Here is a 15,253-nt window from a genome sequence, read left to right as displayed (position 1 = left end):
GAGTAAGTACGTTCTCAAACTACAGAGAGCTTCGATTTAGGTGAAAGAAGTGTTTGAGATAAGCTGAAGATGAGCTCTGAGCTAGATGATGTGGTTATTGTTGATAGCTACGTTTTCCGTTGGCAAGCGATATTTTGCGAAGTATAATCACTATTATTTTTAATAGTGCCGTACTTGCAAAGGTTTGTAACGTAAGAAGCAAACGAATAAGGGTGGTACCGCGAAAGCTTTCGTCCCGTAATATAACTAAGAAGTTATATTACGAGATGAAAGCTTTTTTATTTTTAGAGAGGTGAGACAGATGACTGTTTATAGCAAAAATGGTTTTACTGCACAAGAAAATATTTCGACTGCGACATATGAGCTATTGGTATTGAATTTAATGCCGAATAAAAAACAGACAGAACTTCAGATTAGAAATGTTTTGCAAGCAGTAGAGGGCAATATTAATTTAACTTTTATGTACCCACTGACGCATCAATTTAAGTCTATTTCTTCTAATATTATTAGTGAGAAGTATGCCATACTATCAGATATCGAAAATAAGCACTTTGATGGCTTAATTGTTACGGGTGCGCCTGTAGAACAATTGGAATTTGAAGATGTAGATTACTGGGGTGAATTTTGTGATATTATCGCGTGGGCACAAAAAAAATGTGACAAAGTTCTATGTATTTGTTGGGCAGCGCAAGCGGCAATGTATCAATTAGCCGCAGTTCCTAAAAAAACATTACCAGATAAGTTATTTGGAATATATACTTCTGAAATAACAGTTAAAAAGAATAATTTATTTACAGATATTAAAATCCCTATCAAAGTACCATTTTCAAGGTATACAACTAATAATGAACAAGATGTTATTGAGGCTGGTTTTGATATTCTGGCTACTAATACCAAAACAGGACCAATGGTTGCAGCCACTAAAGATGGACGATATACCTTTATTACGGGACATCCTGAATATGGTAAAGAAACACTATTTGATGAATATCAACGTGATTTAAATAAAGACCTTAAGATTGCTGCACCCCACGACTATTTTGTACGAGGGAATGGCACTAACGTTGCAAATATTGTAAATACTTGGAGCTATTACAGTCAAAGACTTTTTGCAAATTGGCTCCAGAGTGTTCCTATATCTGTTAAACTTTAAAAATTATAGACTAGAAAGGTGAGATCATTAATATGACAAAGCAACCAATTGATTTAGATGGACTATCATTTGAAACTTTACAAGTTCATGCTGGCCAACCCATAGATGAAACAGGAGCACGCGCCGTGCCTATTTATCAAACAACATCTTATGTTTTTGAAGATGCTGATCAAGCTGCAGGACGGTTTGGGTTAACAGATCCGGGTAATATTTATACTCGTCTAACCAATCCAACAACAGCAGTGCTAGATGCTAGGGTAGCAGCACTTGAAAATGGTACAAGCGGAGTGACATTAGCTACAGGAGCAGCTGCAATTACTGCTGCAATTTTAAATATTGCTAGTGCAGGGGATGAAATTATTTCCGCAACTACTATTTATGGCGGGACATACAATTTGTTTGCTTCTACTTTGCCTCCTTTAGGAATAACGACGCATTTCGTTGATTCAGATGATCCAGCAAATTTTGAAGCCCAAATTAATGAACACACCAAAGCTTTATACGTTGAAACAATAGGCAATCCTAATGCTAATCTAGTAGATATTCCAGCAATTGCAAAAATTGCACACGAACATGGTATTTTATTGCTCGTAGATAATACTTTTGGAACGCCATATTTGATTCGCCCATTAGATTTAGGAGCTGATGTAGTAATCCATTCAGCTACAAAGTTTATTGGAGGCCATGGGACTACAATGGGTGGTATTGTAGTTGAAAACGGAAAATTTGATTATGAAAAATCCGGAAGATATCCAGGTTTTGTAGAACCTGACAAACATTATAGCGGGCTGGTATGGAGCAGTTTAGGTGGTGGTGCATTTACAACTAAGATTAGAGCACAAGTCTTGCGCGATACTGGAGCTACAATCAGTCCTTTCAATTCATTTTTATTATTGCAAGGTCTAGAAACATTATCTTTACGCGTTGAACGACATGTTCAAAATACAGAAAAAATAGTTGCATTTTTAGCTAACCATCCTAAAGTATCTTGGGTACACTATCCTAAATTAGCCGATAGTCCTTATCAATCTTTAGCAGAGAAATATTTTCCAAAGGGTGTAGGTTCAATCTTTACAGTAGGATTAAAAGGCGGTGCACAGGCAGGAAAAGAATTAATTGCCAATCTTAAGTTGTTTTCGCTACTTGCAAATGTAGCAGATGCCAAGTCCTTAATTATTCAACCTTCTTCTACAACACATGCGCAATTAAGTGAAGAAGAGTTACTGGAATCAGGCATAACACCAGATTTAATTCGGATTTCAGTCGGAATCGAAAATGCAGATGATTTGATAAATGATTTAGCACAAGCATTAGATAGAATTTAAACGATATTAAACTAAATAAAGCTCCTTAAACATAAGGTAATAAAACGTACTATCTGTGTTTAAGGAGTTTTTATATTTGAGTGTATTTTGCTTGCCAAGATTATATGATTGAGATAAAATAGATAATGATTATACAAAATGGGTGTAGAAGGCACAACTTTGGTGATGCCTTTTATTTAGACCTTATTTTTAGAATTGAAAGGGGTAGTCAATTGAACTTAATTCCAGAAGAAGTGATTGATAGAGTTCGTAGTAGTGTTAATATTTTGGATGTTGTTAGTCAATCGGTTCAATTGCATAAGTCAGGCAAAAACTGGTTTGGTTTATGCCCATTTCATGCGGAAAAAACACCTTCATTTTCAGTTAATGAAGAAAAACAGATTTTTAACTGTTTTTCCTGTCATCGCGGTGGAAATGTCTTTAAATTCTTGATGGATTTAGAAGGGTTAACGTTTCCAGAAGCAGTTATTAAAACGGCTGAGATTGCCGGAATTACATTGCCAACAGAAATTGAAAGTGCAACGCAGGTTCCTAAGAACCAATCTAAGGTAGGAAAACTGCGAGATTTGTATAGTAAAGCAGCTGAGTTATATCATCATATCTTAATCAATACCAAATTAGGTGAGCAGGCATTTGATTATCTACAAAAAAGAGGATTGACACTTGATTTAATAAATGAGTTTGAAATAGGTTTTGCGCCTGAAAAGTCATTATTAGAAGCGGTTTTAAAAGGTAATGATACTGATGAAAATAACTATCAATTATTACGAAAATCAGGTTTGTTTGTAGAATGGCAAGATGGTAGTTTACACGAACGATTTAGTGATAGAATTGTTTTCCCAATTCGTGATGCCAATGGACAAATTGTTGCTTTTTCAGGTCGAGTTTTATCGGTTAAGCCAGATGTGCCTAAATATCTTAATTCACCTGAAACAGAAATCTTTAATAAACGAACTATATTGTTTAATTTTGATAAAGCCAAAGCAGAAATACGACTAAAAAAGCATGTAATTTTATTTGAAGGTTTTATGGATGTTTTAGCGGCCTATCGAGCTGGAATAAAAAACGGTGTAGCTTCAATGGGAACAAGTTTAACTAATGAACAAATTTATCAGTTACAACGAATTACTTCAGAAATATATATCTGTTATGATGGTGATGAGCCAGGACAACATGCAACTAAAAGGGCATTAGAATTATTTGAATCATTAGGAAAGTTTACGATGGGTGTAATTACGCTACCAGATAAGCTTGATCCCGATGAATTTATTGGTAAGTATGGGGCTCAAGAACTTGTGCAAGTTCTTCAAAAGCAACGGGAATCACCATTAGACTTTTATATGCGTTTTTATGAACAGGGGAAAAACCTTACTAATGAAAATGCACAGTTAACATACGTTAGTGAAATATTAAATGAATTAGTCAGTGTGTCCGATCCAATTGAACGCGATATCTATCTTAATAGGCTTAGTCAACGTTTTGGAATAGATAAATTAAATCTTGAAGCACAACTTAAAACAGAGCAACACAAACAAGCCCCCCTTGTAAAACAAACAAGTCAAGCACATCAAGTCGTGCAACAAATAACAACGAGAACAACTAAGTATGATAAAATAGAGTGGGCAGAGCGTCTATTGCTGTATCGATTCTTACACGACCAAGCAGCTAGATTAAAAATTAAAAATCATTTACATTTTACTTTTATTCATGAAAAATACCAGGCAATTTATTTGTTAGCACAGGGATATTTTGAGCAACATACTGATTTTGAGAGTGCAAGTTTTCTTGATTTTCTTCCAGATGATGAGTTGCGTAGTGTGGTTGTTTCGCTTGAAATGAGCGAATTTGTAGCCGATTCAACTGAGCAGGAAGTTAATGATTGTTTAGGTGTAGTTATGCAAGAAGCACCACTTGAACAACAAATAAAAGATATCAAAGAGCAATTTAATCAAGCAACAAGCATTGGTAATCAAGAATTAGCGTCAAGTTTAGCAGTTAACTTGATTAATTTATTACAACAACAGCAGTTTGGCGAACAAGCCATAAAATAAGGAGGCCTTCATTTTGGCAGAAGAGAAGAAGACAAACAACAAAGTAGATGGAGTTGCTTATAATAAAACATTACGTGAACTTATTCGTACATTTAAGCCGAAAAAAGAAGTAACGTATACTAAGTTGGCTGATTCGTTAGTTAAGCCATATCAGTTAGATGCAGAGCAGATAAATACGTTAATCGGTCGAATTGAAGATGCAGGCATTTCTGTTGTTGATGAGGATGGTAATCCTAGTGAAGCTAGTTTAAAAGTAGCTGATGAAGAAGTTAAAGAAGTTAAAAAGGATGCAGAAAAGGAAGAACAACCTTCTTCTGGTGTGAAAATAAATGATCCAGTTCGGATGTATTTAAAAGAAATTGGTCGTGTTAACTTGTTAACTGCAGATCAAGAAGTTGCACTTGCATTACGAATTGAAAACGGTGATGAAGAGGCTAAACAACGCTTAGCAGAAGCAAATTTGAGGTTAGTCGTTTCGATTGCCAAACGTTATGTTGGTCGGGGAATGTCTTTTCTTGATCTTATCCAAGAGGGTAATATGGGTTTGATGAAGGCCGTTGAAAAATTTGATTATCGCAAAGGGTTTAAATTTTCAACCTATGCAACATGGTGGATTAGACAGGCGATAACACGTGCAATTGCTGATCAAGCAAGAACGATAAGAATCCCAGTGCACATGGTTGAAACGATTAACAAATTAATTAGAATTCAACGTCAAATGTTGCAGGATTTAGGGCGTGAACCTACACCCGAAGAAATTGGGGCTGAAATGGACATGCCTACAGAAAAAGTCCGTGAGATTCTAAAGATTGCACAAGAACCGGTATCTTTGGAAACACCAATTGGTGAAGAAGATGATTCGCATTTAGGTGATTTTATTGAAGATCAAGATGCAACTAGTCCAGCTGATCATGCTGCTTATGAATTATTGAAGGAACAATTAGAAAGTGTACTTGATACATTAACTGATCGTGAAGAAAATGTATTGCGTTTGCGTTTTGGTTTAGATGACGGCGGACGGACGCGCACGCTTGAAGAAGTTGGTAAGGTTTTTGGGGTTACACGTGAACGTATTCGTCAAATTGAAGCTAAGGCATTGCGCAAATTACGTCATCCTTCCCGTTCGAAACAATTAAGGGATTTTTTGGAATAGATGAATTCTTTTAGTTTAAGATTACTTTTTATGTAATATTGGCTAAAAGCATAGTAGGTTTAAATAAAAAATAGATGAAGATGGGTAGATTAAGATAGTAACTCCCAGAAGTTAGTTTTATGGAGCGGAGAAATCCGCTTCTTTTTTATTGTTGCACATTTTGTACCTAATATTTGGAGATAAAAAGAATCTAGCTTTTTTGTTCTGGATTAAATTGATAATACTAATTTAATAACCCGTAAAGATTGAAGATATTGTCACTATTATCAAAATTCGGTACAATAGAAAATAGTTATAAGTAATAAGAAAGGAATACCAACTAACTGTACACACAATTAGTTTGGTTATAAATACATGGATGCAAGGAACTTATCAAAACGTTTATTAACTGTAGCAAACTATGTCCCACAAGATGCAAGTTTAGCAGATATTGGTTCAGATCACGCATACTTACCAGCTTATTTAGCTTTAAAAGAGCAAATTAGATTTGCTGTTGCTGGTGAAGTGGTTAGAGGCCCATATGAAAATGCATGTCATGAATTACGCAAAGAAGGCTTAACAGACATTATTAAGGCTAGATTAGCTAATGGTTTAGAAGCAATCAAAGTAACGGATAAAATTGATACAATTACGATTTGTGGTATGGGTGGTCCGTTAATTTGCAATATTTTAGAGGATGGAAGAGCAAAGTTAGTTAATCATCCACGCCTGATTTTACAACCTAATGTAGGGGCTGCTGATGTTAGGCGTTGGCTGATGCAAGAAGAATATACAGTAGTAGCCGAAGAAATTTTAAGTGAAGACGGTCATATTTATGAGATAATAGTTGCTGACTATATTCCAAACCAAGCACATATGACGGATTTAGATTTAGAATTTGGCGTATATCTTAGAAAAGAAAAAAATGCAGCTTTTATCGCCAAGTGGAGTGAAGAAGTTCATAAAATGAAGCGTGTCATTCAGCAAATGGACAAGGCCAAAGTTGTTCCATTGGAAAAAAAGCAGCTAATGGAAGATAATGTAGCTAGAATTGAGGGTGTTTTACATGGTGAAAGTTAGAGATATTGTTACATGTTTTGAAGAATTTGCACCTAGCCAATTAGCAGAACCTGGTGACCCGATTGGATTACAAATAGGTAATTTAGATCAAGAGGTTCATAAAATGATGGTGACGTTAGATGTTAGACCAGAGGTTGTGGCAGAAGCAATAGCCAAGGACGTTGATTTTATTTTTGCACATCATCCAGTCTTGTTTAGACCTATTAAGCATTTTGATTTAGCAGTTCCACAAAATAAAATGTATGCACAAATTATTCAAAATGGGATAACGGTATATGGTGCACATACTAATCTTGATAGTGCGCAAAATGGTATGAATGATTGGCTAGCTACGGCATTAGGACTACAGCAAGTAGAAGTTCTTGAACCAAATCAGCAAATTGGTAATTTAGTTTATGGCTTAGGTAGGATAGGAAATCTAAATCATGTCATGACAGTGCAACAGTTTGCCGATAAATGTAAACAGGTTTTTAATTTACAAGGACTTCGGGTAATTGCTAATGACTTAGGCAAAAAAATTAAACGGGTAGCTATTTTAGGCGGTAGTGGGGGTAAATTTTATCCTGCCGCATTAAATAGTAAAGCGGATGCTTATGTAACAGGCGATATTAGCTATCATACTGCGCATGATATGCTTGCTGCTAATCTAAATGTTTTTGATGTAGGTCATTATGTTGAGTCAATTTGTAAACCACATTTAGCACAGCTATTTAAAGATTATAAAACTAAAAATAATTGGGATTTTGAAATTTATATCTCAAAAGTAAATACAGACCCATTTACTTTTTTATAAGGAGAAATTTTATGCAAAAATATGGAGAATTAGTACCGCGCTTTTTGAAATATGTAAAAACTGAAACTCGTTCAGATGCACAAGCAACCACAATTCCATCCACACAAACGCAAGTTGAATTTGCTAAAAAGCTGGCAGAGGAATTACAAAAAATCGGAATGAATAATGTGCGCATTTCTGCTAAAAGTGGTTATGTATTTGCGACACTACCAAGTAATTTAGAAAAAAATATAAAAGCTCCTAAAGTAGGATTTATTGCTCATATGGATACGGCTGATTTTAATGCGCAAAATGTAAATCCACAGATAGTTGTAGACTATGATGGTCAAAGTGTGATTAATCTAGACAGTACAGGTGAATACGTTCTTGATCCAACGGAATTTCCTAATTTGAAAAAATATCGGAATCAAACGCTTATTACGACTGACGGAAAAACATTACTTGGAGCTGATGATAAAGCGGGTGTAGCCGAAATTATTACTGCAGTTGAGTATTTAGTGAATCATCCTGAGATAAAACATGGTGAAATTGAAATTGGGATAGGACCAGATGAAGAAATTGGAACCGGTGCAGATAAGTTTGATGTAATCGATTTTGGAGCAGATATAGCATACACAGTTGATGGTGGGCCTTTAGGTGAATTAGAATATGAAACTTTTAATGCTGCACAAGCTGAAATTACTTTTCATGGGAAAAATGTTCATCCAGCAACGGCTAAGGGAATTATGGTTAATGCAATTCAGTTAGCTGCTGATTTTCACGCGCAATTACCTCAAAATGAAGTCCCTGAGTTAACGGATGGACGCCAAGGCTTTTTCCATGTGGTGGAAGTAACTGGCAATGTTGAAGAAGCACATTTGACATATATTATTCGTGATCATAATAAAGAAAAATTTGAGCAACGTAAAGCCTTAATTATGCACATTGCTGATATGATGAATCAAGCTGCGACTGCTAAACGAGTTACAGTAAAGATGTATGATCAATATTACAACATGCGCGAAGTTATTGAAAAAGATATGACTGTCGTAAATATAGCTAAAAAGGCAATGGAAAATTTGGATATTAAACCAGAAATTTATCCGGTTCGTGGGGGAACTGATGGCTCTAAAATATCCTTTATGGGATTACCAACGCCTAATTTATTTGCGGGTGGCGAAAATATGCATGGACGGTATGAATATGTTTCAGAACAAGTCATGGAACAAGCGGTTGATGTTATTTTAGAGATAATTGCATTAGTTAAGAATGTGCAAAAAGACTAATACAGATAATTTTACTTGATACTTAAATATTTTATGACAGTTGATTTTTATTGAAGGGGAGCGGCATAAATTGAACAATGATAAGTTAACCCAAGCTGTACAAGATGCGCTTGCACAAGCCCAACAGATTGCAGTAACAAGGCGGCATCAAGAAATTGAAATTTATCACCTATTTAAATTTTTGATACAACCAGGTGAAATGGCTGCTGATATTTATAAGCAAGCCAAAGTTAATTTAACTGAATTTGAAGATTTAATTGATCGTCAATTAGATAAAATAGCAGTTGTTGAGGGAACTGTTCAGTATGGTCAAAGTTTAAGCCAAAACTTATTTAATCTTTTGCAAGAAGCTGATAAAATACGCCAACAGCAAGGTGATGAATTTATTGCAATTGATACTATTTTACTGGCATTGATGAAATTAAAATACAATCCATTAACTGAATATTTAGCGAAACATCAGGTTACTGAAAAAGGATTGACAGCTTTAGTTTTAAATTTGCGCGGGGGTGAAAAAGTGACTTCTAAAAATCAGGAATCTCAGTATAAGGTATTAGAAAAATATGGTATTGATTTAGTCAAACAGGTTCAAAGTGGAAAGCAAGATCCAATTATTGGACGAGATGAAGAAATTCGGGATGTTATTCGTATTTTATCGCGTAAAACGAAAAATAACCCTGTTTTAATAGGAGAACCAGGTGTTGGTAAAACAGCAATCGTGGAAGGTTTAGCGCAAAGAATCGTGCGCAAAGATGTTCCTGAAAATTTGCGCGATAAAACTATTTTTTCACTGGATATGGGTTCATTGATTGCCGGTGCTAAATATCGTGGTGAGTTTGAAGAACGTCTAAAAGCGGTTTTAAAAGAAGTAAGCAAAAGCGAAGGAAAAATTTTACTGTTTATTGATGAGATTCATAATATTGTAGGTGCAGGTAAAACTGAGGGGAGTATGGATGCGGGAAACTTGCTCAAACCAATGTTGGCAAGAGGCGAACTTCATCTTATTGGTGCAACAACGCTCGATGAGTATCGTGAGTATGTAGAAAAAGATAAGGCGCTTGAACGACGCTTTCAAAAGGTGTTGGTAAAAGAGCCAAGTGTAACAGATACTATTTCAATTCTTAGAGGCTTAAAAGAACGTTATGAAATCCATCATGGTGTTCGAATTCACGATAATGCTCTAGTAGCGGCAGCGACACTGTCAAATAGATATATAACCGATCGCTTTTTGCCAGATAAGGCAATTGATTTGATTGATGAAGCCTGCGCAGAAATTAGAGTAGAAATGAATTCGGTACCTACTGAATTAGATCAAGCAAATAGACATTTATTGCGTTTGCAGGTTGAAGAAAGTGCATTGAAAAAAGAAACTGATCCAGCTTCTAAAAAGCGGTTAACAGATATGCAAAGTGAATTAGCAGAGACAAAAGAAGAAGTAGCAAAACTGAAATTACGCTGGGATACAGAAAAAGATGATATCCAGAAGATTAGCGATAAAAAAGAAGAAATTGATCATCTCCAACATGAGTTAGAAGCAGCTACAAATGATGCAGACTATGAGAAAGTTGCTCGATTGCAAAATGCAGAGCTACCACAATTGCATAAAGAATTACAAGAATTGGAAAAAGAAACAGCTTCTGAGAGTAAGTTAGTTGAAGAATCTGTTACTGAAAATGAAATTGCAATTGTAATTAGCCGTCTTACAGGTATTCCTGTTGCAAAACTGATTGAAGGCGAAAGAGAGAAGTTAATGCATTTAGCAGCAAGTTTACACAATCGTGTTGTTGGTCAAGATGAAGCAGTAAATGCAGTTGCTGATGCAGTTTTGCGTGCTCGAGCAGGTTTACAAGACCCAAGCAAACCTTTAGGCTCATTTATGTTTTTAGGGCCTACAGGAGTTGGTAAAACAGAACTAGCAAAGGCTTTGGCTGAAAATCTTTTTGACTCAGAAAAACATATGGTTCGGATTGATATGAGTGAATATATGGAAAAGTACTCTGTTTCACGACTTGTTGGGGCTGCACCAGGATATGTAGGGTATGAAGAAGGTGGTCAACTTACGGAAGCTGTGCGGCGCAATCCATACACGATTATTTTGTTAGACGAGGTTGAAAAAGCACATCCGGATGTTTTCAATATCTTATTGCAAGTTTTAGATGATGGACGTTTAACCGATGGACAAGGAAGAACAGTTGATTTTAAAAATACTATTTTAATTATGACTTCAAATTTAGGTTCAGACATTTTATTGGATAAAGTTAATCAAGATGGAAATATAGATCAAAAAACACGTCAAGAAGTTATGGCTTTAACTAAAAACCATTTTAAACCTGAATTTTTGAATCGAATTGATGATATTATTATGTTCACACCACTAACGTTAGCAGCAATTGAACAAATAGTAGTTAAGTTTATCGACTTGCTTTCTAAACGGCTCGAAGAACAGGAGATAAAACTCCTGATTACACAAGAAGCACGTAAATGGATTGCCGAAAATGGATATAATCCAGCTTATGGGGCAAGACCGTTACAACGTTTTATTACAAATAAAGTTGAAACACCGCTCGCAAAAGAAATAATAACGGGTAAAATAATGCCACATTCCGAAGTTACTATTTCACTTGGACAGCAGGATAATTTAATTTTTACAACAAAAGAACTTGATGGTTAGTTAAAATAAACAATTAAACCAAAAAGAATTGGATGTCTTATTAAAATTATAGACATCCAATTCTTTTTTATAAATTAGCACACTATATTTTTTTAGTACTTGCAGTGTCTTTGACAAAGTATGATAAACAATTAATGATAATGAAACCTGCTATCATAGGAATCAAACCGCTTAATTTAGCGTTAAAAGTTGAACCTGTAAGTGCGGATACAATGTAACCAAAAACTTCACCATAGATAAAACCCCAAAAAAGGATTGTTAATTGTTTTCCCATGTTAAACACCTCACATTTACTAGTAGTTTATCACATTTATCTTAAAAGTGCATAGTTTTTTTGGAGAGCAAGTTTTTATAACGTTTGTTATAATGAAGATAATAATATATTTTGAAATGAGGTGAGTTACGTGTTTAGTCCTTTACAAGTAATTAGTTCTTATAGTTTACTGCAAAGCTCGTTGAAAATAGATGATTATGTAACTACGGCTAAAAACATGGGTTATAAAGTATTAGCACTAACTGATTACAATGTAATGTACGGTATGCTGACTTTTTATCATGCTTGCAAGGCTAATGGTATTAAACCGTTACTCGGTCTAACGTTACAGCTTAAAAATGAGAAAACTAGGGTAATTGGTAATGAACTCATTTTAATTGCGCAAGGTCTTACAGGCTATCACAATCTAATGAAAATTAGTTCGCTTAAACTGGCTAAACCAGAAGGAGTAGCGCTAAATTTAGAAGATATTTCTGAATACTTTCTTGACTTAACCGTAATTATTCCTGCTGTTGATGGCGAGATGAACAGCGATGCTTTAAAAATGATTGTCAATAGACTTGAAATATTGCAAAATATTGTGAAATCTGAAGACTTATATATGGGTGTAAGTTCAACAATGGACTTAGTTACGCGGCGTAGTTTAGTAACTTTAGCTGATAAACAAGGGATTTCTATTGTGGCTGCTCAACCTGTTCAATATGTACATCAAACAGATTATTTTGGACAACAGGTTTTACAAGCTATTAAAAATAATACTATTTTAGAAAAAAGCGAGATTAACCCTAAGATATTAGGAGCTAACTATTTGAAAAGCATTTCTGAAATAAAAAAGGAATACATGGATTGTGGATTAGAGCGAGCCTTTGACACTGTTTCACAAGTTTGTGCTAAGAGTAATCTAGAGTTAGATTTTCCTAAAACCAAGCTACCTCATTATAAGACACCTAAGAAAATGAGTTCACAGCAATATTTGCGTGATTTATGTCTAAAAGGATTGACTAAAAGAATTAATGAAGAAAAAATTTTAAATATACAGCCATACCAGCAAAGATTAGAACATGAATTAAGTGTTATTTCAGATATGGGATTTAATGATTATTTTTTAATTGTTGCTGATATCACACGATTTGCACAACAACAACAGATTATGTTAGATCCGGGTAGAGGTTCAGCTGCTGGTTCATTGGTTGCTTATGTATTAGAAATTACAGATGTTGATCCACTACAATATAATTTATTATTTGAGCGTTTTTTAAACAGTAAAAGAGCGCAAATGCCAGATATTGATATTGATTTACCTGATAATAAACGAGATGAGGTAATCCATCATATATATACTATGTATGGTGAAAGTCATATGGCGCAAATTATTACGTTTGATACATTAGGTGCAAAGCAAGCTATCAGAGATGTTGGGCGCGTTTTAGGTTTTAAAACTTATGAATTAGATGAATGGAGTAAAGCAATTCCAAATACTATGAAAATAGGTTTGAAAAATGCTTATGAAAAATCACAAGCTTTGCGCAACTTAGTGGCAGACAATTATATAAATAAATTACTATATGAAACTGCACTGCAGCTAGAAGGCTTACCGCGACATTATTCAAAGCACGCTGCTGGAATAATATTAAGTGATCATGATTTGCGTGAAACAGTACCTGTTCGTATGGGAAATGATAATATTTGGTTAACCCAATATGCTAAAGGGCAAGTTGAGGAAGTTGGTCTTTTAAAAATCGACTTGTTAGGTCTTCGAAATTTATCGCTTTTAAGTAATGCAGTATATTTAGTGAAAAAAGGTTATGGCATAACAAATTTTGATGTGCATAAGATTGATTTAAATGATGCAAGTACCTTAGCTCTTTTTCAAAAGGGCGACACAGTTGGTGTTTTTCAATTTGAGTCTGGTGGGATTCGGTCTGTGCTACGAAAAGTTAAACCAACGTCCTTTGAAGATGTAGTGGCAGTTAATGCTTTATATAGACCAGGACCAATGGATAATATTGATGAATTTGTTGCTAGAAAACAGCAGCAACATAAAATAACTTATCCAGATAAAGCGCTAGAACCAATTTTGCGAATAACGTATGGGATTATTGTTTATCAAGAACAAGTCATGCAAGTTGCTTCTATTATGGGAGGCTTTAGTTTAGGTGAGGCTGATCTTTTACGTCGTGCTATGAGTGGAAAAAAACAAATTATTATTGAAGAAATGAAAAGTAAATTTTTGCAAGGAGCTCAAAAAAAGGGATTTACTCAGCAAATAGCTAATCAAGTATATACGTATATTGAAAGATTTGCCGATTATGGATTTAATAGATCACATGCAATTGCATACTCAAAGCTTGCATTTCAATTGGCCTTTATCAAAGCACACTATCCAGCCGCATTTTATGCAGCATTACTTAATACAGTTATTGGTAGTCAAAAAACGCGTGACTATGTTTTTGAAGCTAAAAAATATAATGTCGATATTAAAGGACCAGATATTAATCAAAGTGAACAGGGTTATGTCTTAAAACAAAAGACTATTTATTTTGGGTTAAGCTGCATAAAAAAATTACGACGTGATTTTATTAGTAATCTAATTCAAGAAAGACGTCAAAATGGAAAGTATAAAAATTTTAGTGATTTTCTTAAAAGAATTGATCCTAAATTTAGAAAAGATGAATATATTGACGCTTTGATTTATTCTGGAGCTTTAGATGGATTTGATACAAATCGTAATCGACTGATTAGTTTAAAAGATGCGGAGCTAAAGACTCTTGAACTTACAGATGATTTATCAAGTCAGCTTTTAATGACACCGGCAGAGCGAGAAGTTAAAGAACAAAGTTTGAATGAACGATTGGAAAAAGAAATAGAGTATCTAGGCATGGCACTTTCTGGACATCCAATTGAGAAGTATACGTCAATTGCTAAAACCTACCGGACAAAATATATTTCAGAATTAGAAGTGGGTATGAAAACAAATATATTAGTTTATATAAAGAATATCCGGGTTATTACAACTAAAAAAGGCGATGATATGGCATTTATAACCGGAAGTGATCAATCCGGCGAATTGGATATAACCCTTTTTCCTAGTGAATATCAACGTTATGGCTTAAGAATACGTGAAGCTCAGAGTTGGCTTGTTAGTGGACAAGTAAGGGAACATAATGGATTATCGTTTATAGTAAGTAAAATGGTACTAGCTGATACAATAACTACTAAACGTTGGTATCTACGACTCACGAAAGAAGCTACAGCTGTTAATAAACGGGAATTACTAGCATTAATGCAAAAACAGCATGGTGAAACACCAGTAATTATTTATGATGTGCAAAAAGAAAACAAAGTGGTAATGCATGAAAAATATTGGTTGAAAGATGACTCTGAAACTCAGAGTCTGCTTATAGCATTATTAGGCAAAGAAAATGTGGTTTTACAGGAATGAAAACATATGAAAACATTTTGTAAATAATCTGAGAAAATTCTTTTTTTACAAGACAATAGCTTTTAAA

Annotated in this window: 10 protein-coding genes; 9 read left to right on the top strand and 1 reads right to left on the bottom strand. The window is 34.6% G+C overall.

Features of this window, described 5'->3' with window-relative positions:
- The first annotated feature begins 301 nt into the window (after positions 1–301).
- The 8 genes from LB941_RS02380 (at position 302) to clpB (ending at position 11,470) form a co-directional block, all read left to right on the top strand.
- The gene (locus LB941_RS02380) at positions 302–1,153 is read left to right on the top strand and encodes a homoserine O-acetyltransferase/O-succinyltransferase family protein (RefSeq protein ID WP_253359169.1); all 852 of its coding nucleotides are present in this window, start codon (positions 302–304) and stop codon (positions 1,151–1,153) included.
- 32 nt (positions 1,154–1,185) lie between these two features.
- Complete coding sequence (locus LB941_RS02375; RefSeq protein WP_253359167.1) at positions 1,186–2,478, top strand: O-acetylhomoserine aminocarboxypropyltransferase/cysteine synthase family protein; 1,293 nt, start codon at positions 1,186–1,188, stop codon at positions 2,476–2,478.
- Between the two features lie 212 nt (positions 2,479–2,690).
- Complete coding sequence (gene dnaG / locus LB941_RS02370) at positions 2,691–4,529, top strand: DNA primase (protein WP_253359165.1); 1,839 nt, start codon at positions 2,691–2,693, stop codon at positions 4,527–4,529.
- A gap of 13 nt (positions 4,530–4,542) precedes the next feature.
- On the top strand, positions 4,543–5,682 hold the full coding sequence (rpoD, locus tag LB941_RS02365; protein ID WP_253359163.1) for an RNA polymerase sigma factor RpoD: 1,140 nt from the start codon (positions 4,543–4,545) through the stop codon (positions 5,680–5,682).
- A 354-nt stretch (positions 5,683–6,036) separates the two neighbouring features.
- Positions 6,037–6,741 (top strand): tRNA (adenine(22)-N(1))-methyltransferase, encoded by a 705-nt coding sequence (locus LB941_RS02360; protein ID WP_253359161.1) that lies wholly within the window; start codon positions 6,037–6,039, stop codon positions 6,739–6,741.
- Positions 6,728–7,534, top strand: a complete 807-nt coding sequence (locus tag LB941_RS02355; protein WP_253359159.1) for a Nif3-like dinuclear metal center hexameric protein — start codon at positions 6,728–6,730, stop codon at positions 7,532–7,534. The genes LB941_RS02360 and LB941_RS02355 overlap by 14 nt, the downstream gene beginning before the upstream one ends.
- 11 nt (positions 7,535–7,545) lie before the next feature.
- Positions 7,546–8,799 carry a peptidase T gene (gene pepT, locus LB941_RS02350; RefSeq protein WP_253359157.1) on the top strand — a complete coding sequence of 418 codons (1,254 nt, stop codon included), beginning with the start codon at positions 7,546–7,548 and terminating at the stop codon, positions 8,797–8,799.
- A gap of 70 nt (positions 8,800–8,869) precedes the next feature.
- Complete coding sequence (gene clpB, locus LB941_RS02345) at positions 8,870–11,470, top strand: ATP-dependent chaperone ClpB (protein ID WP_253359156.1); 2,601 nt, start codon at positions 8,870–8,872, stop codon at positions 11,468–11,470.
- Positions 11,471–11,552: 82 nt separating this feature from the next.
- Here the strand turns inward: clpB and LB941_RS02340 are convergent, their stop codons facing one another.
- Positions 11,553–11,744 carry a YjzD family protein gene (locus tag LB941_RS02340; protein ID WP_253359155.1) on the bottom strand — a complete coding sequence of 64 codons (192 nt, stop codon included), beginning with the start codon at positions 11,742–11,744 and terminating at the stop codon, positions 11,553–11,555.
- 130 nt (positions 11,745–11,874) lie between these two features.
- On the opposite strand from LB941_RS02340, the gene LB941_RS02335 reads away from it, so the two are divergent.
- The gene (locus LB941_RS02335; RefSeq protein WP_253359154.1) at positions 11,875–15,186 is read left to right on the top strand and encodes a DNA polymerase III subunit alpha; all 3,312 of its coding nucleotides are present in this window, start codon (positions 11,875–11,877) and stop codon (positions 15,184–15,186) included.
- Positions 15,187–15,253 lie beyond the last annotated feature (67 nt).

The sequence above is a fragment of the Ligilactobacillus ubinensis genome, assembly GCF_024160875.1.
GTDB classification, from domain to species: Bacteria; Bacillota; Bacilli; order Lactobacillales; family Lactobacillaceae; genus Ligilactobacillus; species Ligilactobacillus ubinensis.
Note: the sequence above shows the minus strand (reverse complement) of the source record. Positions and strands in the feature narration are given on the sequence as shown.